Below are 25,806 nucleotides of genomic sequence, written 5' to 3'. Positions count from 1 at the left end.
TCGTTCACCACCACGTCACCGGCGTCGACCGCGGCACGCAACTCCATACCGGTGCCGACGATCGGCGCCTCGGAACGGATCAGCGGAACCGCCTGCTTCTGCATGTTCGCGCCCATCAGGGCGCGGTTGGCGTCGTCGTGCTCGAGGAACGGGATCATCGCCGTCGCGACCGACACCATCTGGCGCGGCGAGACGTCCATATAGTCGATCTCGGCGGATCCGACGAGCTCTACCTCGGAATTCTTGCGGCGCACCGCGATTCGCGCGTTCACGAAACGCCCCGCGGCATCGAGCGGCTCGTTCGCCTGCGCCACGACATGCAGGTCTTCCTGGTCGGCGGTCAGGTAGTCCACCTCGTCGGTGACCCTGCCGTCGACCACTTTTCGGTACGGCGTCTCGATGAAGCCGAACGGATTCACCCGCGCGTACACCGACATATAGCCGATCAGGCCGATATTCGGCCCTTCCGGAGTCTCGATCGGGCACATGCGGCCGTAATGGCTGTAGTGCACATCGCGGACTTCCAGACCGGCGCGCTCCCGGGACAGACCACCCGGGCCCAGCGCCGAGAGACGGCGTTTCTGGGTCAAGCTCGCCAGCGGGTTGCGCTCATCCAAGAATACGGACAGCTGCGAGGTTCCGAAGAACTCCTTGAGCACCGCGACGACGGGACGAATGTTCATCAGGGTCTGCGGCGTGATCGCCTCGACGTCCTGAGTGGTCATCCGTTCGCGGACTACGCGCTCCATCCGTGACAGCCCCAGCCGGACCTGGGACTGGATCAACTCGCCGACAGTGCGCAGCCGACGGTTGCCGAAATGGTCGATATCGTCGACCTCGACCCGCACCTCGACGCCGCCGGGAGCGGTCATGGTCTTCTCGCCCGCGTGCAGGCGCAGCAGGTATTCGATGATCGTGACGATGTCGTCCTCGGTGAGCGCCGGCGAGCCGCCGCTGCGGATGCCGAGTTTCTTGTCGACCTTGTACCGGCCCACGCGCGCCAAGTCGTAGCGCTTCTCCTTGAAGAACAGGTTCTCCAACAGGGTCTGCGCGGACTCCTTCGTCGGCGGCTCGCCCGGACGCAGCTTGCGGTGGATGTCGAGCAGCGCCTCATCGGTGCCCGATGTGCTGTCCTTCTCCAGGGACGTCATCATCACTTCGGAGAAACCGAAGCGCTCGACGATCCGCTCACTCGTCCAGCCGAGGGCCTTGAGCAGCACCGTCACGGGTTGGCGGCGTTTGCGGTCGATGCGCACACCCACGGTGTCGCGCTTGTCCACGTCGAACTCCAGCCACGCGCCACGGCTCGGGATGACCCGCACACTGTGCAAGTCCTTCTCCGTGCCCTTGTCGACACTGTGGTCGAAATAGACACCCGGCGAACGCACCAACTGCGACACCACGACCCGCTCGGTGCCGTTGATGATGAACGTGCCCTTATCGGTCATCATCGGGAAATCACCCATGAAGACCGTCTGGCTCTTGATCTCACCGGTGTTGTTGTTGATGAACTCCGCCGTCACGAACAACGGAGCCGCATACGTCATGTCCTTGTCCTTGCACTCATCGATCGAGGCCTTGACCTCTTCGAAGCGCGGATCGGAGAGCGTCAGCGCCATGGAGCCGGAGAAGTCCTCGATTGGGCTGATCTCCGCGAGCACCTCCGCCAATCCACCGGCGCCGGATTCGCCGCGCGCGGTGGCCCGTTCGCGCCAGGCGGGCGTGCCGATCAACCATTCGAACGAATCGGTCTGGACTTCCAGCAAGCCCGGCACTTCGAGGGGCTCACGGATCTTCGCGAACGAGAGCCGTTTCGGCGAGGGGGAGACTCCAGAATCGGCGGGCGTTGCGGCATAGACGTCGGTCTGACTCGAGACTGTCAAGATGCGTCCTTCCAGCACCTCATGACGCCCATACGTTCGCGTGGGCGTCACGGTATCTGCTTGTCCTGTGGGCGGTAATTCACATGGCGCACCGTGCTGGACCGTGTCCGAACATGACTCGACAACAACGGGTAGAAGGTGGCACGCAGACTGTGCCACTTTCCACGGTCAATTCGTATTTCGAGAGTTGGACAGCACGCGACCCGGCGCGAAGCCCTAAATTACACCCGATTTCGACCGATGTCGAGAGACAACAAGAAAGAAGACACGCCATTTCCTGTGTCTTCCCATATTTATAGTGACATCTCGATCCTTCGTTCGTCAAGTCTATTAGCGGTAATTCGCCAGCATTACTCGAGCGGGTCTCCTGCCGCGGCGGTCGCCGCCGGTGATGCGACCGGTTGCCTCGCCGCCCGCACGACCGTGGCCGCGGCGAGTGTGAGAACCGTGCCACACCACAACGCCTTCGCGGGCTGACCGGTGTGGTCGACGACCACGGCGGCGGTGAGGGGGCCGAGCGCAGCGCCGATATTGAACGCCGTGGTGGCTAGCGCGCCCGCGATCCGGGGCGCGGCGGGCGCCGCGGTCTGCACGATCGTCGTGATCAGTGTCGATCCCACTCCGAACGCGACCGCCCCGGACACTGTCGCCATGATCGCGACGCCGGGCAGTACGTGCGCGGTCAGAGCGGCCAGTAACCACACTCCGACGAGACCACTCGTTCCCACAGTGACGATCCGCTCGCGATGACGGTCGCTGTGGCGGCCGCAGACCGTCACGCCGACGAACGAACCGATGCCGAACAAGGCCAGCACGATCGGAACCCAGCGGCTGTCCGCTGTGGAGAGCCCTGCGGTGATCGAACCGAGGAACGTGAATCCCGCGAACGTCGCAGCGTTGACCAGCACCGCGACCAGCACCGAGGTGAGTACCGGCCGTTCGCCGAGTACCGCCCACTCCCGCAGCAAAGAGGACTCACCTATGGCCGGGCGATCACCGGTGCGAGCCGTACGGGGCACCATCGCCCACACCGGAATCACCGCTGCCCCGCTGACGATCGCGACAGCCCAGAACGCGATACGCCAATCCCAGACCTGCCCCAGCACAGTGCCGGCCGGTACCCCCGCGATACACGCCACGGTCACCCCGGACACCACCACCGAGGTCGCGTGACCCACCATGGACGAGCCGACCAAGTGCGGCAGAGCGGCCAGCGCGATTGCCAGGAATCCCGCGTTGGCGACCGCCGCGACGACCCGCGTCATCAGCAGCACCGTGAACTCGCTGGTCACGGCGCCGACGACATGAGCAGCGCAGAACACCGCCAAGAACGTCGCTATCGAGTGCCGGACCGGCAACCTGCCCGCCGCCATCGCCATCACCGGCGCGCCGAGCACCATGCCCGCCGCGAACAGTGAGGTCAGCAGACCGGCGGTGCCGAGCGTGACTCCGACATCGACGGCGATCGCCTCCAGCAACCCCGACACCATGAACTCGGACGTGCCCTGCGCGAACACCGCGACAGCCAGCACGAACACCACAATGGGCATAAAAGGAACTCCCCGGATACAGGGCGCGACAAAGCGCCCGAGATGGTCGCGGAAATCGGGTGAACCGTCACCCTCCGCGGAGAAACCAGCTTCGTCCGGCGTTGCGAAATAACCACTCGGTCGCGCTACGACCAGCGGTTTCGCATTCACAACGCCGCCCGGCGCGTATGCCGGGCGGCTACCGTCTGGACGACTCCGGGGAATTCACGACCACACCATAACAACGCGTGCAGGCGCGGCCAACGCGATTTTCAGTGACCCCGTAGGCGGGCTATGGCAGCGTGGTTCGCGGACGGATCGAGCGTTATGGCCGCCGCCCACACATGCGCCGCTACGGCGCGCTGGTCGAACAGGGCTATCCAGGCGTCGGTGCACCGGCGGGTGTCGCCCACCGAGGTGGGCGTCGGTCCGAGTTCGGGCAGGTGGGTGTACGTCAGCGACGTGTAGGTGCGTCCTCGGGCGTCGAATATCGTTGCCGCGCAGATGGGATCGGCGGTGGCGCGTTCGCTCGATCGGCCCGCGGCCGCGGCCTGCATCGCCTCGTGCGGGCTGGTGAATATCTCGCCCACCGTCAGGTAGGCGAGCCCGAACGCCCACACGCGGCCGGTGAATCTCCGGATCAGCCATTCGGCCGAATCCAGGACGGGAGAGCGTTCGGCGTCGGGATCGAGGACGATCTGAGTGTGGGCCGCGTCGTGCGCGGTGGCGCTTCCGGTGCGGGCGAATCCCCAGAAATGCACGGTGTCGCTGTCGGCGGCGTCTGCGCGACGCTCGGCCAGCATGGCCGCGAGTAGTGAATCGATCGTGGCGCTGGGTGGGTATCGGATGGCGGAACTCGTCGGCTTGCGCGACTTGTCCTGTGGTCGATTTCGTCGATCGGGCATTTTCGCTCTCTGGAGGGGGCGTGGAATCGGTCAGGCGAACTCACCCGGCTGGGGCGGTCCGGGAGGATCCGTGGTGCGTGCTCCGTGGGCGGGCAGCAGAATGTCCCAGAACTCGATGCGCACCGCGTCCCACAGCCGGAAGTGGCGCGGGAACCATTCGCGGACCTGCGCCAGATCCGGCAGTGCGCGCTCATCGAAGGCGACGAATCCGTTCTCGCCCAGCGGGATCGGCACGATGTCGCCGTTGTTGCGCAGCCGGTAGGCGGGTGTGGGATCGGCTTCGTCACGCAAGAACACGATTTCGATGCGACTGCCCACCACTCGCCAGCCGGCCTGTGCGGTTCCCGTTGTGGTCCGATGCAATCGGCTCACCCCCGGAAGGATTCCGGTGGGGCCGCCAACGCCGACAATTGCTCCAGCACAGCTTGAATCGTGCGCACGTCGAGAGCGCGGTCGGCGTTGTCGTGTCCGTCATGGGACGGGAACCGGAGTCCTCGGGCGGCGGCGCGTTCCCGGTGGCTCACCGCCTGCGGTATCAGCCGACCGGTGATGACGAGTGTGCGATACGCCGCGGCCTTCCATGCGCACCGCTCGATCCGGCAGGCCAGGTGCGCCCGCATCTGCTCGTGCGCCAACCGCACATCGGCGTGACGGCAGATTCCGGGCGGAACGAGGAGGCCGTCCGTGGCTTCGCGACGCCCAGGCCGCTGCGGCCCGGTGCCGTGACTCGTCGGCTGTTGATCGCACGTAATCGGCGCCGGTGCGCGGGAATTCGTGACGAATTCGAGTTCTGTTCCGTGTTCTTCGGCCATGTGCATATGCTGCGAACGTGCTCACGACGGGGAGCTCGAATCGACCGGTGCCCGGCAATCGGCGCATACGCGCTGAGCGCTTCCCGAGTGCGCGGATGTCGATTCTCGCCGTGGGAAAAAGCAGGTCACACCGTGGGACAGCAGGGGAGGACGCAACGGAAATGGTCGGTACCAAGTCGGACGTCAGCCGGACGACGCTGCCGCGTCGCCAGTTGGGCCGCGCACTGCGCGACGCACGTCAGGCCAACGGCTACACCCTCGAGCAGGTAGCCGAGGTCCTGGAGATCAGCCGATCCGCGCTCGGACGGCTGGAACTGGGGCAGAACGAGAAGATCAAGGTTCGTGATGTCGAGTTCATCTGCGAGTACTACGGGCTGCCGGAGGAGCGGACGGAGTATCTGAAATTGCTTGCCGAGCAGGCGCGTGTGAGACCGTGGTGGGAGGACTTCCGGAATCTGGTACGCCCCGGCTTCAACACGTATCTGCAATTGGAGGCCGCGGCAACAGAATTGCACTTCTTCCAAGCGCTCATCATACCGGGCCTGTTGCAGACTCCCGACTATGCCCGCAGTGTGCGATCGTCTGCACCGATGGGCTCCTCCGCAGATGCTGACTGGCTCGTAGAACGGAGAATCCAACGATCAGCGATTCTTACCCGCAGGCACAAACCGATGCGGGCCGAATTCCTGGTGCATGAGTCGGCCCTGCGTACTGTGGTCGGGTCTATGCGAATCATGTCTTCGCAATACCGTCACCTTGCTGACATGGGTACGCGAGAGAACGTCTCGATCCGAGTCGTTCCCTTTGCTGCTGGCTTCCCAGGGGGATTGGCGGTACCGCCGTTCATCATTATCGACTTCCCTCATGGCGAGCCGTCCGTTGTCTACACCGAAGGCGCAATAGGGACAATGATTTTCGAGGATGCGGACGATGTGAACCGCTTCAGGGTGATCCACGAAGCCCTCAATGGTGCGGCACTCGAAGAGCAAGGATCGAGAGACCTGCTCAGGACTATGGCCAGGAGATACGAACAATGATCATCGACCTATCCGGAGCGGAGTGGTTCAAGTCTGTCCACAGTGGTGAGGCTGATGCGTGCGTCGAAGTCGCGTGGCTCGAGGCTAGTCACGTCGGCGTCCGCGATTCGAAGAACCCGAACGGTCCGGCGCTGATCTTCGCGCCGGGCCAATGGGACTCCTTCACCGCGTGCGTCGCGACTGCACTCTGATCTGCGGATCGGCGTAGACAAACAGACAGCCCGGACCTCGGCCTCATAGCCGATGTCCGGGCCGTATCCGTCACGGATACTGACGCAAGCCATGCGCTATTGGCGCGTGCGGTTCAACGGCGGCTGAGCCATACTGCTGCCAGCGGGTACGGGGCAACAATCGGAGTCCCGGCGATATTCACCGTTCCGCTCCAAAGCCCTTGCCGGGGGTCGATGTCATGCAGATCGAGCCCAAGGGGCACGAAGTCGAACGAAACATACGTCTCGTCCGGACCGACCGGCATCTGATGCCCTCCCCGGCTGGAGGTTCCGCACACCAGAACCACCGTCCTACCATCCACAAAAACTTGCAGGTCGCAGTTCTCGATCGGCGACCCGATCACATTGGAGGGCCCCCGCCCGACGTGATAAGTGCCGGGCGGGATAACACCGTTGCGCGGAAACTCCGGATCGTCAGCGGAGGCGACGGCGGGAGCAACAGAGACTGCGGCGGCAGCGAGCGCAAACCCGGCCACGATCTTGCCAAACTTCATCGTTCCAGCTCCTTGAACAATTCGTCGAACTCAGTCGTATGTCCTAGCTTTCGTCGAACTCGTTACTGCCTTGCCACCATAGATTGGGCCCCAAACTCTGTACGTCCCAACAGGGAGAGGACCCCGCCGCTTCCCGGCACCAGTCTCCCGGCCGCATCACACCTGGCACGCGCAGAACGCCTCTGGACCAGCGCGACCAAGGAGCGCCGCGCTGCTCGTCTGCTACTGTTGGCCCACTTGAGTCGTCACGGGTCGAGAGGGTGGGGATGAGTCATCGAATCCTGTTGGCACTGCTCATCGGAGCGCTGGCGACCGGTGCCGCGGGATGTGAAGACACCACGAGCGGATCGCCTGCGACGGGTTCCAGCACCACAGCGACACAGGCTCTGTTCAACCCCTGCACGGGGATTCCCGACGAGGCATTGCGGGCGGCTGGGGTCGATCCAGCCACTGAGGAGGCTGGCATTGCAGGGGTGCACCAATCTGGCTGGGAAATCTGTAACTGGGATGGACCCAGGTACTTCATTACTATTTTTTCCACTGGTCGCACGGTTGCGGAGTTCGAGAAAAAACCGGGAAACGTAGATTTTCAAGATGTCACAGTGGCTGGTCGCCAAGGCCGGCAGTTCCGGGTCGAGGGCGCCTCGAAGTATCTGGATTGCGACGTACTCTTTCCGGCGACTCAGGGGGTCGTGCAGCTCAAGGTTCTGAACCGGGCAGGGATGGATGGTCTCGAGGACCCGTGCGCAGTCCTGCAACGTGTTGGCAGGTCGATCGTGCCTGCGCTACCGCATTGATCAGGGGGTCATATGAGCGAGAACAACGCGGACCTGTGGAGTGGGCTAGCGGGCCGCGCACGGGCCGGGGAACTGTACCTCGATGACGAGAGTACCGCGTATCACTGCGCGAAAGCGTGTGACCAGCGTATCGCCGACTTGCAAGGAATGCGAAGGTTTACCGCTGTTGCGCAGAGCGTTTCCGGCTTCGGCGATTTTGCCATGGCGGAACAGCTTGTCGGTAAGTTTCTGAAGCAGGCTACAGCAGACCCGAATTCGATCGACCAGATCATCCTCGAACACATCGAGACTGTGAAGAACATGCGTGAGGTCATGGCGATCTCGTTCAAGCGCATCACCGGGCAGGACATCGAGAACGCGACGCAGTTCACGAACACCACCGAGCGGCCGGGCTGATCCGCTCGGCCGCACTACTAACGAAGAAAGCCCAACAGAAAAGGAACATAGTTCCAATGCAGCATGAGGATTTGATGCGCCTCCTGGATGAGACCGACCGTCAGATCGCAACATTTCGCGCCCGCCTTCGTGGAGTAATGTTCGAGGTGGAGGATGAGTCGCATACTGCACACTCCAGTGACGGCCGGGCGATTGCGGTGGTATCTGGCGACGGTAGCCGGATCAAGGACATCAGCCTTCCCTACGGGCTTGGCGATACGAGCCGACCGGCATGGGCGCTGACCGACGATCTGAATACCGTGTGTCAGGCGATTGTCGATGCTGTTAACAGCGCCCGGCGCACCGCTAGTGTGAGTGTATTCGAGAAGCTTCGCGACGAGTTCCCTGAAGCATTCGACTTGCTCACCGATTTGCAGCCGTAGCGCCACGCTGCCCAGTAGTGAACTCGACCATAGCCGGGTACTCCGTTGGGCGGTGCGCTCAGAAGGATGAACGAGGATGACTGATTTCGACAATATCTACGCGATGGTGCAAGAGATCAACCGCGAGTGGGACCGAGCGGTGGTGGCTATCCGCACTCGCGACCACAAGCCGGAATCGCCAGTCGAACTGCGCAATGTCCAGATCGTGGACAGATATGACGGCACGCAATTCGGAACAGTGGTAATCGATAACCGGGGCATGTTGCACTCTATCCATCTGGATCCATCCGAGGTATCGAGGGCCAGCGAGAATCATATTCTCGAGGCAATTGTAAGTGCCATAAACTCGGCTATTGGGAGCGATCCACTCACCGCAACTGGAGGAGGGTCCGGTGACTGACTTTCATGTCTGTCCGAAAGCTTTGAGAACACAAGCCAATGAGATCAGATATTGCTCAGATCATTACAACTCGTCGGCGCAGCACATTGGAGAGCACCGTATGGGCGACTATGCGCTCGGAGTCTTCGGGCGTGATATCGCGGATGTCTTCAATGACGTGCTTGCCGATGTTCACGACAAGCTCATGAAAGGCAAGGTGACCATCGAGTCGGCGGGAAATGGTTTGGCTGCCTGCGCCAACATATACGAGAGTGTGGATGCAGCATATTATCGCGAATTCGGCTACATCGATGAAAGCGTCGGGTACTGACCATGGGTGGAAAGACCATCAAAGGATATCCGATTCCAGCTGATAAGAACCCTGATAAACTTCCGGAGGAGCTTGTATTTCCGTGGGGCCCGGCGAGTACGCTGGTCACCTTCGCTGAGAAGGTGGGTGTTCCAGGAGTCCGCGAGCAGGTCGATACGATCCATAGCATGCTCGGAAATCCGAACCAAATTCCGCCTATTACCAGCGCGTGGCGAACCTCTGTCCAGGAGCTCACTGCTGCGATCGACGGTAGTGATCGCAGCGTCGGGCTGCAGACAGCTAAAGAGAACATTGGCGGCCGATGGAATGGTACCGGCCGCGAAGCGGCGGTGGCGTATGTCGATCGCCTTATCAAGACAACTGAGGATACTCGCAGTGTCGTCAGGGATATAGCTATTCAGATCGACTCTTTCAGGTCGATCATCGTGGACAATTACACTAAGGCGATCTCTCATATAGCCAAATATGCGTCGATAATCCTGAACTATGCCGGTGGTGTATTAGAGGTTGTAGAAGGCTTGCTCGTCTTCGACTTCGATCTCAAGAAAAATACCGAAAATATCGTGAAGGCGCTGGACGATTTTATGCAAGAAGCGTCCAAGGTGATCAATGACGTTATTACCTTCAGAAGCGATATCATGAAGGAACTGGAGGCAATAAGGACTAGGGCGGCGGAGATTGCTGTCCCGGCAGCCATCGCGCCTGTAGCTCTGGACTATGAGAGCTGGAAACCGCGTAAGCCGACAGGACCGGCGTTCGGATAAGCAATGAAAACAAGACCTCTGCCCCGCGTCCTGCTCGGGATATCAGCTGCTTTGGCGATATCGATCGCTGGATGTTCGAAGTCCGAGACACCTTCGGAGCCAGCTCGTTTCGGGTCGCTTCCCAAAGATTGCGCGGGTCTGGCGCGGCCGATAGATGCGGCACTACACCAGTTCGCCGGCCGGTTGCGTAATGATCGAGGGGAAGATGGTTTCGAAGAATCTGACTTGCCGCCGTCGCCGAGTCCACGGTACGTACGCTTTCTAATATGTAACATTTCATACGGTGATTTGTCTGCGCCACAGCGTCACGAGTCCGGTGACAGACCGCGAAGTCGATTTCTGGCCATCACGTTCACTGTCGATTCTTCGCCGGGTACTTCCGTGTCTCATGCCAGTGAGTCGTTTGGCCGGTATTGGGATGGTTTCAATCGCGACAAGAAGGCGGTGAACGGGATCGGTGACGAGGCGTTCACGGGAATTGAGCAGCGATCTAGTGATAAAGTTGTCGTCAAGACCGGTTTTCGAATCAGCAATCTGACCGTGGACGTCTTTGCGACGGGATCGAATTTCTCCGGAACCGATGATGTGAGGACCGTGGAGTCGTCGCAGCTGTTCTCGGACGTGAAATCCGGTGCTGAGTCCCTTGCTAAGACACTTGCCGACAACATCGACGAGATAATGCTGGCGAGGTGATCTTCAAACGATGATCAACTGTGGTCTATGACGGCTTGAAACGCGCAGGCATCAATAGAGGGGGATGGTGAATGCATATGGCAGGCTCGGGTCGGTGGGGTTCTCCTGGACTGCCCCACGCCCAGAAGTCTCTGGCCCAGCGCAGGCAGCCGGACACCGGTTGGCCTTCTGCTACTGTTGGCGGACCTGAGTCGTCGCGGGTCGAGAGGGTGGGGATGAGTCGTCGAATCCTGTTGGCACTGCTCATCGGAGCGCTGGCGACCGGAGCCGTGGGATGTGAAGACACCAAGAGCGGATCACCCACGACGAGTTCCGGCACCACTGCGGCCCAGGCTCTGTTCAACCCCTGCACGGGGATCCCCGATGATGCGCTGCGGTCGGCGGGTGTTGATCCGGCCACCGAGGAGGCTGGCATCGCGGGAGTTCCGCAGTCCGGCTGGGAGATCTGCAATTGGGAGGGGCCCAAGTACTTCGTCTCAGTGTTTTCTACTGCACGTACAGTTGCCGAGTTCGAGAAGAAGCCCGGCAACATTGAATTCCGCGACGTGACAGTTGCTGGTCGAGTTGGTCGGCAATTCAAGGTAGAAGGTGCATCGAAGAACCTACTCTGCGACGTAGTTTTCGCTGCTCGGCAGGGAGCGGTCCAACTGCGGGTCTCTAACAAGGCAACGATCAGCAGTCCTGAAGATCCTTGTGTGATCTTGAATCGGGTCGGCGGTTCTACTGTGCCGCTATTTCCGCATTGATTGGGGAGGGAGTCGTATGAGCGAGGCTAACGCAGCGACCTGGCGTGTACTGGCCGGCCAGGCTCGTGCAGGCGAGTTGTATCTCGACGCTGAGAACGCCGCATATCTCTGCGCCAAGGCATGCGACGAGCGCCTCGCTGATTTGGGTAGGCTCCTCTTCTCGGCGCAGGGTGCTCAGAACGTCTCTGGCTTCGGCGATTTCACCATGGCAGAGGGCTTGGCGAAAAAGTTCCTGAAACAGGCGAGCGGTGAGCCACATTCGATCGACCAAGTCCTCCAAGAGCACATCGAGACCGTGAAGAACATGCGTGAGGTCATGGCGATCTCGTTCAAGCGCATCACCGGGAAGGACATCGAGAACGCGACGCAGTTCACGAACACCACCGAGCAGGTGCGCTGATGGGCAACCCGTTCGACTCTCTGCGAGTCTTCGATATGGGGGAACTCGGTTCGACGATGCTTCGCAACGTCACCAATTGGATATCGGGTGAGGAGTTGCAGCCGGACATCGATGTGGCCGGGGTGCAGGACAAGTACAACCGGCAGCGCGACGGTGTGCGAGGCCGGGCCTCCGATGTCGGGTTCCAGGGCGAATTCCGGCCGAGGGAGGTTCTCGACGCGGATGAGTTCGAGCGGCACGATATCGCGACGCTGCGTGGCAAGGTCGATCAGATCGATTTGAAAGCGGTCGGTGACCTGGTGACCGCGTGGAACACCATCGCCGATCGGCACCAAACCTCTTTGGACACCTTTACGAAAGCCATGGCGCGGGCTACCGACGACAGTGTGTGGCGGGGTGAGGCGCGCAATGCCGCAGCGAGTGCGGTCGCCGACTATGCCGCCCAAGGTGCCCAGGTTTCCAACGCGGCCCGGCTGACCGGCAACAAGCTGGCCGAATTGCTGACCGGGCTGGAGCCGACCAAGCAATTGGTCCCGCACGCGCCGGAACATCGCAGCGGAATCGGCAACGCTCTCGCCTTCGTCGCCGGGCGGGGATGGCGCAATGACGATGTCGCCGAGTACAACACGAAGACCGAGGCAGTTCGCGTGTTGAGAACCGTCTACGCTCCGGTCGTGATGGAGTCCGATACCAATGTGCCGGTGATTCCGCGTCCGGCGACCACCGCGAATCCGGGTGGCGTCGGTGACGGCAGCGGCCCGCGAGGCACGAACACTGGCACCGGTAACCCGTCGGGAACTTCGTCGCCCAGCTCGGATCCCTCCGGTACGAACTCCACCGAGGACCCGACGACTCAGTCGAGCAACCAACCCTCGGACGACGCCTCGAAAACATCGGAGTCGACCAATACCGACCCGTCGTCGACTACGCAGGACTCGACCACACCGGCTTCCACCACGCCCTCTTCGACAACGCCTGCCTCGACGACTCCTACGAGCACATCGCCGAGCAGTCCCGGCAGTCCGCACTCGAGCACACCCGGCAGTCCGGGAAGTCCGACCGGTCCCGGTGCACCCGGTGTCTCGGTGCCGTCGAAAGGCACACCGAACAGCACCAACGCGGTTCCGGCCGCCGCGCGAACCGGCACCTCTCCCGGCCGCGCCGGTGCGAGCGGAATGGGCGGAATGGCTCCCGGTGCGCGCGGCGGCAAGTCCGACGAGGAATCCACCAAGGGCATTCCGGATTACCTGATCACTCAGGAACACGGCAATGAGCTCGTGGGGTTGGACGAGTTGCCCGGGACGGTACCGCCGGTCATCGGGGACAACCCGCGATAAGGACACCCATGCCCGAGGTGCAGAACTGGCGGTTCACCGCGCTCGAATTCCGGACATTGTGGGAGTCCACCGGCCGGGATGTGCTGCCGTATCCCTTGCAACACCAGTACATGACGGAATTTCGGTCGGAGAGTCTGCGGTTGCGGCAGGCGGCGGCGCAGTCGCTGCGCCCACGCATCGATGACGAGTTGTTGCGGGCGGTGGAAGTGCTGCTGGCGCCGGAGGCCCGGGTGGAAGTGGCCGGCTTCGCCGGGAAGCGCCGCGACCGAAGGCTGCGGGCGCATGCGGGGGTGCACTACGAGCACGGCGCGGTCGCGGTGCAGAAACCGGGATCGGACCCCGAACACGGCGGCGACGTGGTGCTGACGTTGCTGCCCGCCGGTGCGGTGGCGCGGGCTGTAGTCGACGTGTTCCCCGCCTGCGGCCCGGGGCAAGGCAAGCGGTTGCAGGCTTCCGCGAAGGAGTTGGCGCGGCCGAGGCCGCCGGTCCGCGACGCTTGGCGACCGACGCCGCGGGAGGAGTTCGAGCGGTTCTTCACCCGGGCGATGACGTTGATCGGTCACGTCGGCGTTTACGCGATGGGTAGCGTCGACAACCGGCATACGCACGGCCGCAAAGATTTCCAGCTCAACGACGTCGAAAACGACGGCCGCTACGTCACTTTCGGCGCGGATCTGCTGACGATCAAACCCACCACCGCCGAGCGCGTCGCCGCCACCTTGCAGCAAATGATCAGCAGAACGGTCAAGGAAGTGCGCGACGGGGTCCACCTACCGTATTGACCGGAGTGGCCGGGCGCGCCCAACCCTCCGCAGACGCGGTGGCCTGCGGGATCAACTGAACACGGTACGGACATCACCTGGTTCTACTCCCGGGTGGTCTCGTCACCGGGGACCGCGCAACCAGACCAAGCACCGTGTCGACCGCCGCTCGGTAGCCCCTCCTGGGTGGGCAGGTCATCTACTATTGCGGCATGCCCGTTCCGCGTATCGAGCGGCCCGACCTCCCCGAGTACATGACCTGGGAGGAGTTGGAGCGACTCCCGGAGGAGATCGCGAGTCAGATCGAGTTGTGGAACGGCCGCGTGGTCTGGGTGCGCCGCGGTCCCTCCGAACATCAAACATTCACGAATTTGATGTGGAGCGCCTTGCGCCGCTGCGCCGGGCAAGACATGTCCGAGCACACACAGCATTGCTGGCGCGTCACGACGGAGACGAATGTCTTTCTGGGCCGCACTGGCAAGTCCGATTTCCTTACTCCCGACTTCCTCGTTCACAGGTGTCTCGAAACCCCGTATCAGGATGTCCGTGGCGGCGACACCTTGCTGGTCGGGGAGGTCCTGTCGCCATCCAACACCCAGGCTGACATCGAGGCGAAGAAGGTTCGGTACGCGAGCGCCGGAATTCCATGGTATTGGGAAGTGACTCTGGCCCGGGAAGCGAGCGCCATCGCCATTGTTCGTGCCTACGCGGTCGAGACCGGGCATGCTCAGCTTCCGGAGGGGGTTCATCCGCTCCACGCGTCCAACTACCTCATGGTCGGTGAATGGGTACCCGGTGATTCGGGCGGCATCGAGATCGACTTTCCATTCCCAATCGCCATTCCCTGGTCCGAACTCGAATTCTGAACCATTCCAAAGGGATCCGGTGACCTACGGTCAGGACGAAGTCGGGACCCACGGTCCTGAATCGAGTCGGTGAGTCGATCACTGCCGGGTTGTACGACGAAACCGAACGTCCGCGCGTCGTCCCGGTGCAGGCCGGGACCCGTTGCCGGACCCGGGATCTGGCCCCGGGCGACGGGCGGACGTTCGGTTGTGGGGTGGGCGGCTCCGCCGGAGGGGGCGGCGGAGATGACGCCCGTGTCCCGCGGGGTCCGGACCGCGGGACAGGCCGATCGGTCAGACGTTCGCGTAGGCCAGTGAGGGGACGCGCTGGATGGCGAACGAGGACCGCAGGTAGAACCACCAGGTGATGGCCGCCATCACCAGGAACGCACCGGCGTAGGCCCAGAACGCGGGGGCCATGCTGTGCAGGTGGGTGTTGGACAACCGCAGCGCCTGCTGCAACAGCCAGCCGCCGGAGGCGCCGACCGCGCCGATGACGCCGATCGCCGCGCCCGCCTGACGTTTGGCCGAGGCGGCGGCTTCGGTGAGGTCGAGGCCGTGCTCGGCGGCGTACTTCTTGGACTCCGCGCTGAAGATGGTCGGGATCATCCGGTAGGTCGAGCCGTTGCCGATGCCGGTGAGCACGAACAGCAGCAGGAACGCGATCAGGTACAGCGGGAAGCTCTTCAGTTCCAGCCCGGCCATGATCAGCGCGACCGCGACCGCCATGCCGCCGAAGACGTACAGGGTGATCTTCGCGCCGCCGACCTTGTCCGACACCCAGCCGCCGAACGGACGGCTGAACGACCCGACCAGTGCGCCGAGGAACGCGAGGTTACCGAGCGTGGTGATCCAGCCGATCTTCGCCAGGTCCGGGAAGTTGGCCTTGATCAGGGTCGGGAAGGCGAAGGAGAAGCCGATGAACGAGCCGAAGGTGCCGATGTAGAGGATCGCCATCACCCAGGTGTGCCGGTTGGTGAGCGCGCGCCGGTAGGACTTCCCATCGGACTTGGCGGTGCCGATGCTGTCCATGTAACGCAGCGCGCCGAACGCGGCGGCCAGGATGAACGGCACCCAGACCAGCACCGACAGCGTGATGCCGAAGCGATAGCCGCCCGGATCCTTGGCCATGATGTGCGTGCCGAGGGTGATCAGCAACGGCAGGACCAGCTGGGTCTGGGCGACGCCCAGGTTGCCGCCCGCCGCGTTGATGCCCAGCGCCGCTCCCTTCTTGCCCTCGGGGAAGAAGAAGTTGATGTTGGCCATCGACGAGGAGAAGTTGCCGCCTCCGACGCCCGCGAGCGCCGCGAGCAACAGGAACACCCACATCGGCGTGCCCGGCTGGTTGACGAAGTAGGCCAGGCCGAGTGTGGGAAGCAGCAGCATCCCCGCGCTGAACACAGTGAACGCCCGGCCGCCGAACCGGGGAACGGCGAAGGTGTACGGAATGCGCAGCGCGGCGCCGACCAGGGTGGGGGTGGAGGTCAGCAGCAGCGCGTTGCTCACCGCGGTGGGGTTGCCCTTGCCGAGCCCGGCGAGGAAGTCGAATCCGGCGGCGCCCATGCTGGTCACCACGGTGCCCCAGATGACCCAGATGCTGAAGCCGAGATTCTCGGCGAACACGGAGAAGATGAGATTCTTGCGCGCGGTTTTCGCACCGCCGGATGCCCAGAACGTCGGATTGTCGGGATCCCAGTGGTCGAGCCACCGGCCACGTTTCTGATATTCGAAAGTCGTTGGCTGCGACTGCTGGCCGGTGGCTGCTACGGCGGTCATCGGCTTCCTCTCGATTCGGCTCGACCGGCCCTCATCGCGGCGCAGTGCCGCCGGCGGCTGTCGAGTGCCTAGCTACGGTCGAGACAAAGGTATGAGCCGCTTGTTGCGTCCCCGTGGCCCTCGATGACGTTCCCGGCAAATCCGACTCACATTGCGCGGCCGGGAATGGTGACCACTTGGTTACCTGACGCCGTTTACCGCGCGTCCGGATATTCCGCGATGAGAGAGTTGAGGAAGCAGCGTGTCGCGGAGGCGGCCCGTTCGGGATCGCCGTCGATCACGGCGTGCACGAGCGCGGCGTGTTCGTCGGTATAGGAGTCATCCGATTTGGCGGTCCGCGCGCGGATGACCTGTTCGATGATGGGCAGCAGCGAATCGTAGAACTCGAGATACACCGCGTTGTGGCTCGCGACGACGATCGCGCGGTGCAACTGGACGTCCGCCTCGATCGCGGAGGCGGGGTCGTCTTCCCATTTCTTGTCGCGTTCGGCCAGCAGGCGCAGCAGGTTCGCGATGTCGGAGTCGTCGCGGCGGCGCGCGGCCAGGCCCGCGGCGGTGACGTCCAGCGCGAGGCGCAGCTCCAGCACGTCGCGTTCCTCGGCGTCGGCGAAATATTTGCCGAGAGTTCCGCCGAGGTCCGATGCGGCGATCACGTACGTTCCGGAACCTTGGCGACGCTCCAGCATGCCGGCGTGCACGAGGGCCTGGACGGCCTCGCGCACTGTGTTGCGGCCGGTGCCGGTGAGCTCGGTGAGCTCCGGCTCCGTGGGAATGCGGGAGCCGATCGGCCAACGGCCGGAACGGATTTCGGCACGCAGCTGCTCGGTGACCTGGGCGATGAGGCTGGTGCGCCGGACGGGTTGCACCTCGACAGAGTACCGCCCATCACAAATCGTTGCCGCACTTCATCCGGTCATCCTATGATTTCTCGGTGTCTGCGACCCTTCCCGAAACCGAGGCTCGCCAGGAATCCGTCCTGGTCGAGCGCCGTCGACGTGCGCTGATCGAGGGCCGGGCGCTGGTCCTGGCAGCCATCGTGATGTCGGCGCTCACCCTACGAGTCGCGGTCACCGCGTTCAGCCCGCTCGCCGAGCGGATCGGCGCCGAAATCGGTTACGGCACCGCCGTTGTCGGCGTCTTCGGGATGCTCCCCACCGCCATGTTCGCGCTGTCCGGGCTGCTCACCCCGGTCTTGGCGGTCCGGCTCGGGCTGGAGCGCACCGCGCTGACGGCCATGCTGATGGCGGGTGCGGGCATGTCGATCCGGGTGCTGATGTCGGGCACCGCCGAACTGCTGGTGTTCTCCGCGCTCGCCCTCGCGGGCATGGGTATCGGCAACGTGGTGATCCCGCCGCTGGTGAAGCGGTACTTCCCGGATCGCCTGGCCGGGATCAGCTCGCTGTACATAGTGATGGTGCAACTCGGCACGGTCGTGCCCGCCGTCACCGCGGTCCCGGTGGCGGACGCGCACGGCTGGCGCGTCTCGCTCGGCGTGTGGGGTCTGCTCGGCTTCGCCGCTGCGGTGCCGTGGGTGGCGGTGCTGCGCGGCCGTCGCGGGCGCGACGGCGCGGACCGCACGGCCGTGCCGGTGCGGGAGCCGCACAGCGGGCGGGTGTGGCGTTCGCCGATCGCCTGGGGCATGGCGGGCATGTTCGGCATGACCTCGCTCACCACCTACGCGATGTTCGCCTGGTTGCCGAAGATCCTGAGCGAGGCCGGTGCGAGCGCGGCGTACGGCGGAGCCATGGTCGGTCTGTTCGCCGTGGTCGGCCTGGTCGCCGCGCTCAGCGCGCCGACCGTGGTGGCCCGATTCCGCAATCCGTTCCCCGTGGTGGTGGGTTGCGCGGCGCTGTTCTTCATCGCGTTCGCCGGGCTGCTGGTCGCGCCGATGGCGGCGCCGATCCTGTGGGTGGTCGTGCTCGGCCTGGGTCCGAGCACCTTCCCGATGGCGCTGACGCTGATCAACCTGCGCACCCGCACGCCTGCCGGGTCGGCCGCGCTGTCCGGCTTCACCCAGGGCGTCGGCTACGCGGTGGCCTGCGTGGGTCCGCTGTTGTTCGGCGTGCTGCACACGGCCACGGGCGGCTGGCTGGCTCCGTTCGCGATGCTCGGCGTCGCCGTGCTGGTGCTGCTGGCCGGTGCGTGGCAGGCGTGCAAGCCGCGCGTGCTCGAGGACACCTGGAATTGACGCGCGCGGCCGTCGGCCGGAAATCTCACAGTTCGGGTTGCGCGGCTGTGCGAACGGGGTCAGGATGGGCGCATTCGAATTGTGCGGAGTAGCGCGCGTCACACCTCACCGGTCGGCGAATTCGAGATAAGCCTTTTCGTGACGCACGGAAACTGTTGCGTCACATGCCTGAAACATTTGGTCGAAACTCACCTCCCGGAACCGGTAATCGTGAGCAACCGTTGATTTGACGGTCATTTCGCGCAGCATTTCGGCAATACCCATTTCCTACCGTGGGGCCAACCGACTTTGGGAGGCCCCGTTGAGCACGCTGACGCGTAACCGTCTGGAAGCGCTGGGACGGACGAAGATCCGCAGGCCGCATCTCGATCATTGGGATGCGGAGGACGTCGCCGCTTGGGAAGCGGGCGGCAAGGACATCGCCCGCCGCAACCTGATCTGGTCGGTCTTCGCCGAGCACGTCGGCTTCTCGGTCTGGTCGATCTGGTCGGTGATGGTGCTGTTCATGCCGACCGACAAGTTCGGCATCGACCCGGCGGGCAAGTTCTTCCTGGTCGCCATGCCGACCCTGGTCGGCGCGTTCCTGCGGATTCCCTACACCGTGGCGACCGCGCGCTTCGGTGGACGCAACTGGACGGTCTTCAGCGCGGCGATGCTGCTGATCCCGACGCTGCTCACGCTGTACTTCGTCAACCAGCCCGGCACCTCGTACACGACGTTCCTCGTGATCGCCGCGTTCGCTGGTTTCGGCGGCGGCAACTTCGCCTCCTCGATGACCAACATCAACGCTTTCTACCCGCAGCGGCTCAAGGGCTGGGCGCTGGGTCTGAACGCGGGCGGCGGCAACATCGGCGTTCCGGTGATCCAGCTGATCGGCCTGCTGGTCATCGCGACCCTCGGCAATGCTTACGCCTCGCTGATCTGCGCGGTCTACCTGGTGCTCATCGCGATCGCCGGCCTGGGCGCCGCGCTGTTCATGGACAACCTGCCCAACCAGAAGGCCGACCTGTCCTACATGCTCACGGCGCTCAAGGTGCCGCAGTCCTGGGCCATCGCGTTCCTCTACATCGGCACCTTCGGCTCGTTCATCGGCTACAGCTTCGCCTTCGGCCAGATCCTGCAGATCAGCTTCCGCGCGGGCGGCGACACCGTCGCGCAGGCCACGCTGCACGCCGCGCAGATCGCGTTCATCGGCCCGCTGCTCGGCTCGCTGGCCCGGCCCTACGGCGGCAAGTGGGCCGACCGCATCGGCGGTAGCCGGGTCACCCTCTATGTCTTCGGCGCCATGATGGCGGCGGCCGTGCTGGTCACCGTGGCCAGCACGGCCGCCGACAACAACAACGGCGTGGCGGGCGGCGGTGTGATGACCGCCCTGGTCGTCGGCTTCATCGCCCTGTTCGTGCTCTCCGGCATCGGCAACGGGTCGGTCACCAAGATCATCCCGTCGGTGTTCGAGGCGAAATCCAAGAGCCTGGACGCCACGCCCGCCGCACGGGCGGCCTGGTCGCAGAACACCTCCGGCGCGCTCATCGGTTTCGTCGGCGCCATCGGCGCACTCGGCGGCGTGGGCATCAACCTGGTGCTGCGCACCTCCTACGCGTCCACCAAGTCCGCGACCACCGCGTTCTGGGTGTTCATGGCCTTCTACGTGGTCTGCGCCCTGGTGGTCTGGGCGGTGTTCCTGCGCCGTCCCAGCCTGCGCGGCCTGCCCGCCGATTCCGAGGTCGTGACCGAAGCCGAGACCTTCGTCCTCGAAGCCGAGGCCGGTCACTCCCAGTCCCCGTCCGCCGGCTCGGCCCGCGCCTGACACCCGATCCAGTCCAGGAGGACCCACAGATGAACCCCACAGTCGCTCGCAAGACCGCGGTGGTCGTCGGCCACGGGATGGTCGGGCACCGGTTCGTCGAGGCGCTGCGCTCGCGCGACACCGAAGGCCAGTGGCAGGTGATCATCCTCAGCGAGGAGCAGCTGCCCGCCTACGACCGCGTCGGCCTGTCGTCCTACGTCGGCGCCTGGGACCCGAGCGCGCTCGCGCTGCCCGGCAACGAGTACGCCGGTGACGAACTGGTCGAGCTGCGGCTGGGCCAGAGCGCCGAGTCCATCGACCGGGCCGCGCGCAAGGTGACCACGTCCTCGGGCGACATCCTCGCCTACGACGCGCTCGTGCTGGCCACCGGTTCCTACCCGTTCGTGCCGCCGGTGCCCGGCCACGACAGCCCGGAATGCTTCGTCTATCGCACCCTCGACGACCTGGACGGTATCCGCGCGGCCGCCGAAGCCGCCGGTTCCGGCGCGGTGGGCGTGGTGGTCGGCGGCGGCTTGCTCGGTCTGGAGGCCGCGAACGCGCTGCGCCTGCTCGGGCTCACCCCGCACGTGGTGGAGTACAACACCCGGCTGATGCCCGCTCAGGTCGACGAGGGCGGCGGCGCCATCCTGGAGCGCCTGGTCACCGACCTCGGCTTGTACGTGCACACCGGTGTGGGCACCTCCTCGATCGAGGCGGCCGACAAGGGAGTGAAGGTCACCCTGTCCGACGAGACGGTGATCGATGCCGGGTTGGTCGTGTTCTCCGCCGGCGTCCGCCCGCGCGACCAGATCGCCCGCGACGCGGGCCTGGAGGTCGGTCCCCGCGGCGGCATCGTCACCGACCTGGGCCTGCAGACCTCCGACCCGAACATCTGGGCCATCGGCGAATGCGCCGCGGTGGAGGGCGTGTGCTACGGCCTCGTCGCGCCGGGGTACACCACCGCGGAGATCGTGGCCGACCGCCTGTTGGGCGGCGCGGGCGAGTTCCCCGGTGCGGACATGTCGACCAAGCTCAAGCTGCTCGGTGTCGACGTGGCCAGTTTCGGTGACGCGCACGGCGTTACCGAGGGCGCGCTGTCGGTGGTGCTGCACGACGCGGCCAAGGGCACCTACGCCAAGCTGGTCGTCTCCGATGACGCGAAGACCCTGCTCGGCGGCATCCTGGTCGGCGACGCCACCGCCTATTCGGCGCTGCGTCCGCTGGTCGGCCGCCCGCTGCCCGCCGAACCGGCCGCGCTGATCTCGCCCGCGGGCGCCGAACTCGGGGCCGACGCACTGCCCGACGACGCGCAGATCTGCTCCTGCAACAACGTGTCGAAGGGCGCGATCTGCGGGGCGATCGCCGAAGGCGCCTGCGACATCCCCGGGATCAAGAGCTGCACCAGCGCCGGAACCTCCTGCGGCGGTTGCGTTCCCATGCTCAAGAAGCTGCTCGAGCAGTCCGGCGTGGAGATGTCCAAGGCGCTGTGTGAGCACTTCGAGCAGTCGCGTGCGGAGTTGTTCCAGATCGTCCAGGTCACCGGCATCCGCACCTTCTCCGGCCTGATCACCAAGTACGGCAAGGGAACCGGCTGCGACATCTGCAAGCCGACCGTGGCGTCCATCCTCGCCTCCACCTCGAGCGACCACATCCTCGACGGCGAGCAGGCCGGGCTGCAGGACACCAACGACCACTTCCTGGCCAACCTGCAGAAGAACGGCACCTACTCGGTGGTGCCAAGGATGCCCGGCGGTGAGGTCACCGCCGAGCAGCTGATCACCATCGGCGAGGTGGCCAAGGAATTCGGCCTGTACGTGAAGGTCACCGGCGGTCAGCGCATCGACCTGTTCGGCGCGCGCGTCGAGCAGTTGCCGCTGATCTGGAAGCGGCTGGTGGACGCGGGCATGGAATCCGGTCACGCGTACGGCAAGTCGCTGCGCACGGTGAAGAGCTGCGTCGGCTCCACCTGGTGCCGCTACGGTCAGCAGGACTCGGTCGGCATGGCCGTGCTGCTGGAGAAGCGTTACCGCGGGCTGCGTTCGCCGCACAAGCTGAAGCTGGCGGTCTCCGGTTGCGCCCGCGAATGCGCCGAGGCGCGCGGCAAGGACGTCGGCGTGATCGCCACGGAGAACGGCTGGAACCTCTACGTCGGCGGCAACGGCGGTCTCACCCCGAAGCACGCCGTCCTGCTGGCCGGTGAACTCGACGACGAGACGCTGATCAAGTACATCGACCGGTACCTGATGTTCTACATCCGCACCGCTGATCGTTTGCAGCGCACCGCTCCGTGGCAGGAGGCGCTGGAAGGCGGCATCGATTACCTCAAGCAGGTCATCTGCGAGGACAGCCTCGGCATCGCCGAGGATTTGGAAGCGGCGATGGCTCAGCACGTCGCCGGCTACCGCGACGAATGGGCCGCGGTGTTGGAAGACGAAGAGAAGCTGTCTCGCTTCGTGTCGTTCGTCAACGCCCCGGAGGAAGCCGATCCGACGATTTCCTTCGACGAATCCGGGGAGCGGAAAGTTCCCGTCCTGCTCGGACTGCCGGAAGTTCCGGTCGCCACGCAGGGGAAATGACCGCTTAACCGCATGGAAACAGAACGTCGGTACCAATGAGTAAGGCGTTTGGAGGATGACACCGATGACCGTGATCGATACCCCCGGCATCGCCGCAGCTACCACCACTGGGTGGACGCAGGCCTGCCGACTCGACTACCTGATTCCCGGCCGCGGCGTTGCGGTGTTGCTCAAAGGTGGCCGACAGGCCGCCCTTTTCCTGCTGGAGAACGGCATGCTGTATGCCGTCGGCAATATCGATCCGATCGGCCGGGCGGCGGTCATGTCGCGCGGGATCGTCGGCGACCGCGGCGGGGCGCCCGTCGTGGCCTCGCCGCTGCTGAAGCAGGCCTTCTCCCTGGTCGACGGGCGTTGCCTGGACGACGAATCGGCGATGCTGCCGGTGTACGCGGTGCGCGTGGACGACGGCATCGTCTCGATTTCCAACGAGCCGGTGGCCACCGCGCTCGCGTCCTCGGATGGATGAACCCAATGACAACAGTTGACGCGGGCGCGAGCCTGGCCGGATTCACGGTGGGCATCACGGCGGCCCGTCGGGCGGAGGAATTCGCCACACTGCTGGAACGCCGGGGCGCGAACATCGTTTCCGCACCGGCAATCCGCATCATCCCGCTCGCCGACGACAACGAGCTGGAGCGGGTGACCCGGCAGTTGGTCGCCGATCCACCGCAGATCACCGTGGCCACCACGGGAATCGGCTTCCGTGGGTGGATGGAGGCCGCCGAGGGTTGGGGTCTCGCCGAGGACCTGCGCGCGACGCTGGGGACCACTCGGATGCTCGCCCGCGGCCCGAAGGCCAAGGGCGCTATCCGCGCCGCGGAACTGCGCGAAGAGTGGTCGCCGGCCTCCGAGTCGTCCGCCGAAGTGCTCGATCACCTGCTCGCCGAGGGCGTGGAAGGTGTTCGGATCGCCGTGCAGTTGCACGGGGCCACCACCGAGTGGGAGCCGGTGCCCGACTTCTGCGAGGTATTGCGTTGCGCGGGAGCGGATGTCGTTCCGGTGCCAGTGTACCGCTGGGTGCCGCCGGACGATCAGGGGCCGATGGACCACCTGATCGAGGCCATCGTCACTTCGGGCATGGACTGCGTCACCTTCACCAGCGCCCCCGCCGTGGCGTCGATGTTGATGCGCGCCAAGGAGACCGGGCTGCTGGAAGGGCTGCTGTACGCGCTGCGCGGCCGGGTGCTGCCCGCCTGCGTCGGCCCCATCACGGCCGCGCCGCTGGAGGAACTCGGGGTGCCCACCTCGATGCCGGGCCGAGCCAGGCTGGGGGCGCTGGCCCGCCACGTCGCCGAGGAACTGCCCAGGCGGGCCAACCGGATTCACGCCGCAGGCCACATCATCAGCGTGCGCGGCGCGTGCGTAGTGGTCGACGGTGAGGTGCGTCAGCTGGCGCCCGCGCCGATGGCACTGATGCGCTCGCTGGCCCGCCAGCCCGGCCGGGTCGTCTCGCGCGAGGACCTGTTGGCCGCGCTGCCCGGCGGCGGGGACGACACGCACGCGGTGGAGACCGCTATCGCCCGGCTGCGCGCCGGACTCGGCACGCCGAAAGCGATCCAGACCGTGGTCAAACGTGGGTATCGGCTCGCGCTGGACCCGGCGGAATGTATCGACAACAACCCACGGCCCACCGCGACAGGAGGACCACAGGTGCCCGGTGTCGGAATTCCGACCCGGGCACCTCGGTACATCCAGACTGCGGGGAGCTGGTGACCGCGCCCGCCCTGGTGCTCGTGGCCCACGGGACCCGCAGCACCAAGGGCGTGCAGATGATCGCGGCGCTCGCCGAGGCCGTGACGAAGGAGCTCGGTGCCGGGATTTCGGGGCCCGGCACCGAGACGCCCTGGGTGCGTACGGCATTCGTGGACGTCCTCGGTCCTTCGCCTTCGGAAGTGCTGCGCGATCTGGTGACCCCGGCCGGGGAATCCGTGCCCGCCGTGGTGGTTCCGGCGTTCCTGGCCTCGGGTTATCACGTCTACCAGGACGTGCCGCGCGAGGTCGCCGAGAGCGACCATCCCGCGGTGACGGTCACGCCCGCCATGGGACCGGATCCGGCGCTCGCGCGGATCATGGCGATGCGTCTGCGTGCCGCGGGTTGGCGTGAGGGTGACGCGGTGGTCTTCGCCGCCGCGGGCTCCTCGGACGCCCGGGCCCGCCAGGATGTCCGGCGCGCGGCCGCGCTGCTGGCCGAACACCTCGGCGTTCCGGTCCGTATCGGCTACGTCGCGACCGGTGCGCCGCGGGTGCCGGAGGTCGTCGCGGAACTGCGCGCGGCGGGGACGGACCGGGTGTTCGTCGCCTCCTATCTGCTCGCGCACGGCCTGTTCCAGCAGCGTCTGCACGAGGCGGGCGCGGACGGCGTCGCGGAACCCATCGGCGTGCACCCGGCGGTGGTCCGCTTGATCGCCGAGCGCTATCGGGTCGCAGCCGGCGAGTTGGTGCGGGCGCGGGTTCGCTGAGCATCGGCCGTCCACCGCGGAATCGGTGGCGCGAGGACGCGAGCTGGCGCGATCGATGCCGTTCGATCGATTCGCGTACCGGTAGTTGCCGCGCCGAAAAAGCAATGTTCGGCCTATCTCCTGGTAGCGGGCGATTCGTTGGGTCGGGCCAGCTGGAGTTCGCGGAACTGGACGTTTCCTGCTGGCGCGGGCGGTTCGCCGACGTTTCTGTTCCGGCTGGCGTGTGAGTATCCGAGCGTGGCGCGGGCGATCCGGCCGAG

The 25,806-nt window shown here is 64.8% G+C and carries 28 protein-coding genes and 1 pseudogene; 20 read left to right on the top strand and 9 right to left on the bottom strand.

All coding sequences use genetic code 11. The annotated features are described in order from the left end of the window. The 5 genes and pseudogenes from AB0L97_RS33635 to AB0L97_RS33615 all read right to left on the bottom strand — a co-directional run. Positions 1 to 1,886 (bottom strand): annotated as a pseudogene (locus AB0L97_RS33635) (DNA-directed RNA polymerase subunit beta); the annotation flags it as partial. A gap of 347 nt (positions 1,887 to 2,233) precedes the next feature. Continuing rightward, positions 2,234 to 3,433 carry a Cmx/CmrA family chloramphenicol efflux MFS transporter gene (locus AB0L97_RS33630; protein ID WP_364437703.1) on the bottom strand — a complete coding sequence of 400 codons (1,200 nt, stop codon included), beginning with the start codon at positions 3,431 to 3,433 and terminating at the stop codon, positions 2,234 to 2,236. Between the two features lie 251 nt (positions 3,434 to 3,684). Continuing rightward, entirely contained in the window at positions 3,685 to 4,317 is a 633-nt protein-coding gene (locus AB0L97_RS33625; protein ID WP_364437700.1) for a hypothetical protein, read from the bottom strand. 30 nt (positions 4,318 to 4,347) lie between these two features. After that, positions 4,348 to 4,689, bottom strand: coding sequence for a hypothetical protein (locus AB0L97_RS33620; protein WP_364437697.1), 342 nt, complete (start codon positions 4,687 to 4,689; stop codon positions 4,348 to 4,350). Beyond that, positions 4,686 to 5,129 carry a hypothetical protein gene (locus tag AB0L97_RS33615; protein ID WP_364437694.1) on the bottom strand — a complete coding sequence of 148 codons (444 nt, stop codon included), beginning with the start codon at positions 5,127 to 5,129 and terminating at the stop codon, positions 4,686 to 4,688. The genes AB0L97_RS33620 and AB0L97_RS33615 overlap by 4 nt, the downstream gene beginning before the upstream one ends. A 161-nt stretch (positions 5,130 to 5,290) precedes the next feature. On the opposite strand from AB0L97_RS33615, the gene AB0L97_RS33610 reads away from it, so the two are divergent. Both AB0L97_RS33610 and AB0L97_RS33605 read left to right on the top strand, forming a co-directional pair. Continuing rightward, complete coding sequence (locus AB0L97_RS33610) at positions 5,291 to 6,166, top strand: helix-turn-helix transcriptional regulator (protein ID WP_364437691.1); 876 nt, start codon at positions 5,291 to 5,293, stop codon at positions 6,164 to 6,166. Next, a complete protein-coding gene (locus tag AB0L97_RS33605) occupies positions 6,163 to 6,357 on the top strand; it encodes a DUF397 domain-containing protein (protein WP_364437688.1) in 195 nt (64 codons plus the stop codon). The genes AB0L97_RS33610 and AB0L97_RS33605 overlap by 4 nt, the downstream gene beginning before the upstream one ends. Before the next feature lie 113 nt (positions 6,358 to 6,470). On the opposite strand, the gene AB0L97_RS33600 is transcribed toward AB0L97_RS33605, so the two are convergent. Then, positions 6,471 to 6,890, bottom strand: a complete 420-nt coding sequence (locus AB0L97_RS33600) for a hypothetical protein (protein ID WP_364437685.1) — start codon at positions 6,888 to 6,890, stop codon at positions 6,471 to 6,473. A gap of 284 nt (positions 6,891 to 7,174) precedes the next feature. On the opposite strand from AB0L97_RS33600, the gene AB0L97_RS33595 reads away from it, so the two are divergent. From AB0L97_RS33595 to AB0L97_RS33540, 12 genes are all read left to right on the top strand, one after another. Next, on the top strand, positions 7,175 to 7,687 hold the full coding sequence (locus AB0L97_RS33595; RefSeq protein ID WP_364437682.1) for a DUF3558 domain-containing protein: 513 nt from the start codon (positions 7,175 to 7,177) through the stop codon (positions 7,685 to 7,687). Between the two features lie 12 nt (positions 7,688 to 7,699). Continuing rightward, on the top strand, positions 7,700 to 8,083 hold the full coding sequence (locus tag AB0L97_RS33590) for a hypothetical protein (RefSeq protein ID WP_364437679.1): 384 nt from the start codon (positions 7,700 to 7,702) through the stop codon (positions 8,081 to 8,083). A gap of 56 nt (positions 8,084 to 8,139) precedes the next feature. Next, positions 8,140 to 8,505 (top strand): hypothetical protein, encoded by a 366-nt coding sequence (locus tag AB0L97_RS33585; RefSeq protein WP_364437676.1) that lies wholly within the window; start codon positions 8,140 to 8,142, stop codon positions 8,503 to 8,505. Between the two features lie 76 nt (positions 8,506 to 8,581). Further along, positions 8,582 to 8,905, top strand: a complete 324-nt coding sequence (locus tag AB0L97_RS33580; protein ID WP_364437673.1) for a hypothetical protein — start codon at positions 8,582 to 8,584, stop codon at positions 8,903 to 8,905. Then, positions 8,898 to 9,215, top strand: coding sequence for a hypothetical protein (locus AB0L97_RS33575; protein ID WP_364437670.1), 318 nt, complete (start codon positions 8,898 to 8,900; stop codon positions 9,213 to 9,215). Before AB0L97_RS33580 ends, AB0L97_RS33575 begins: the two co-directional genes overlap by 8 nt. A gap of 2 nt (positions 9,216 to 9,217) precedes the next feature. After that, complete coding sequence (locus AB0L97_RS33570; RefSeq protein WP_364437667.1) at positions 9,218 to 9,979, top strand: hypothetical protein; 762 nt, start codon at positions 9,218 to 9,220, stop codon at positions 9,977 to 9,979. Between the two features lie 381 nt (positions 9,980 to 10,360). After that, positions 10,361 to 10,672: a hypothetical protein gene (locus AB0L97_RS33565; RefSeq protein WP_364437664.1), complete on the top strand. Its 312-nt coding sequence runs from the start codon at positions 10,361 to 10,363 to the stop codon at positions 10,670 to 10,672. Positions 10,673 to 10,887: 215 nt separating this feature from the next. Next, complete coding sequence (locus tag AB0L97_RS33560) at positions 10,888 to 11,418, top strand: DUF3558 domain-containing protein (RefSeq protein ID WP_364437661.1); 531 nt, start codon at positions 10,888 to 10,890, stop codon at positions 11,416 to 11,418. A gap of 16 nt (positions 11,419 to 11,434) precedes the next feature. Then, positions 11,435 to 11,818, top strand: coding sequence for a hypothetical protein (locus AB0L97_RS33555; protein WP_364437658.1), 384 nt, complete (start codon positions 11,435 to 11,437; stop codon positions 11,816 to 11,818). After that, a complete protein-coding gene (locus tag AB0L97_RS33550) occupies positions 11,818 to 13,155 on the top strand; it encodes a hypothetical protein (RefSeq protein WP_364437655.1) in 1,338 nt (445 codons plus the stop codon). Before AB0L97_RS33555 ends, AB0L97_RS33550 begins: the two co-directional genes overlap by 1 nt. 8 nt (positions 13,156 to 13,163) lie before the next feature. Continuing rightward, positions 13,164 to 13,937 carry an ESX secretion-associated protein EspG gene (locus AB0L97_RS33545; protein WP_364437652.1) on the top strand — a complete coding sequence of 258 codons (774 nt, stop codon included), beginning with the start codon at positions 13,164 to 13,166 and terminating at the stop codon, positions 13,935 to 13,937. 191 nt (positions 13,938 to 14,128) lie between these two features. Continuing rightward, positions 14,129 to 14,782 (top strand): Uma2 family endonuclease, encoded by a 654-nt coding sequence (locus AB0L97_RS33540; protein WP_364437649.1) that lies wholly within the window; start codon positions 14,129 to 14,131, stop codon positions 14,780 to 14,782. A 273-nt stretch (positions 14,783 to 15,055) separates the two neighbouring features. Here AB0L97_RS33540 and AB0L97_RS33535 read toward each other — a convergent pair whose 3' ends face one another. Further along, positions 15,056 to 16,537, bottom strand: coding sequence for a nitrate/nitrite transporter (locus tag AB0L97_RS33535; protein ID WP_356960720.1), 1,482 nt, complete (start codon positions 16,535 to 16,537; stop codon positions 15,056 to 15,058). 194 nt (positions 16,538 to 16,731) lie between these two features. After that, positions 16,732 to 17,403 carry a FadR/GntR family transcriptional regulator gene (locus AB0L97_RS33530; RefSeq protein WP_355079815.1) on the bottom strand — a complete coding sequence of 224 codons (672 nt, stop codon included), beginning with the start codon at positions 17,401 to 17,403 and terminating at the stop codon, positions 16,732 to 16,734. Positions 17,404 to 17,468: 65 nt separating this feature from the next. Between AB0L97_RS33530 and AB0L97_RS33525 the strand changes: the two genes are divergently transcribed. After that, positions 17,469 to 18,725 (top strand): MFS transporter, encoded by a 1,257-nt coding sequence (locus AB0L97_RS33525; RefSeq protein ID WP_364437644.1) that lies wholly within the window; start codon positions 17,469 to 17,471, stop codon positions 18,723 to 18,725. Between the two features lie 105 nt (positions 18,726 to 18,830). Here the strand turns inward: AB0L97_RS33525 and AB0L97_RS33520 are convergent, their stop codons facing one another. After that, complete coding sequence (locus AB0L97_RS33520; RefSeq protein ID WP_355079811.1) at positions 18,831 to 18,989, bottom strand: hypothetical protein; 159 nt, start codon at positions 18,987 to 18,989, stop codon at positions 18,831 to 18,833. Between the two features lie 85 nt (positions 18,990 to 19,074). Here AB0L97_RS33520 and AB0L97_RS33515 point away from each other — a divergent pair, with 85 nt between their 5' ends. The 5 genes from AB0L97_RS33515 (at position 19,075) to AB0L97_RS33495 (ending at position 25,546) form a co-directional block, all read left to right on the top strand. Then, complete coding sequence (locus AB0L97_RS33515) at positions 19,075 to 20,532, top strand: nitrate/nitrite transporter (protein WP_364437711.1); 1,458 nt, start codon at positions 19,075 to 19,077, stop codon at positions 20,530 to 20,532. A gap of 29 nt (positions 20,533 to 20,561) precedes the next feature. Beyond that, on the top strand, positions 20,562 to 23,087 hold the full coding sequence (nirB, locus tag AB0L97_RS33510; RefSeq protein WP_355079809.1) for a nitrite reductase large subunit NirB: 2,526 nt from the start codon (positions 20,562 to 20,564) through the stop codon (positions 23,085 to 23,087). A gap of 64 nt (positions 23,088 to 23,151) precedes the next feature. After that, positions 23,152 to 23,553 carry a nitrite reductase small subunit NirD gene (gene nirD, locus AB0L97_RS33505; RefSeq protein ID WP_355079807.1) on the top strand — a complete coding sequence of 134 codons (402 nt, stop codon included), beginning with the start codon at positions 23,152 to 23,154 and terminating at the stop codon, positions 23,551 to 23,553. A gap of 5 nt (positions 23,554 to 23,558) precedes the next feature. Beyond that, positions 23,559 to 24,800, top strand: coding sequence for a uroporphyrinogen-III synthase (locus tag AB0L97_RS33500; RefSeq protein WP_355079805.1), 1,242 nt, complete (start codon positions 23,559 to 23,561; stop codon positions 24,798 to 24,800). Beyond that, positions 24,797 to 25,546: a sirohydrochlorin chelatase gene (locus AB0L97_RS33495; protein ID WP_364437637.1), complete on the top strand. Its 750-nt coding sequence runs from the start codon at positions 24,797 to 24,799 to the stop codon at positions 25,544 to 25,546. The genes AB0L97_RS33500 and AB0L97_RS33495 overlap by 4 nt, the downstream gene beginning before the upstream one ends. The last annotated feature ends 260 nt before the right edge of the window (positions 25,547 to 25,806 follow it).

Origin of the sequence: Nocardia sp. NPDC051911, from assembly GCF_040681035.1 — a bacterium.
Classification (GTDB): domain Bacteria; phylum Actinomycetota; class Actinomycetes; order Mycobacteriales; family Mycobacteriaceae; genus Nocardia; species Nocardia sichangensis.
The sequence above is the reverse complement of the archived record's forward strand: the minus strand, read 5'-3'. Positions and strand labels throughout refer to the sequence as shown.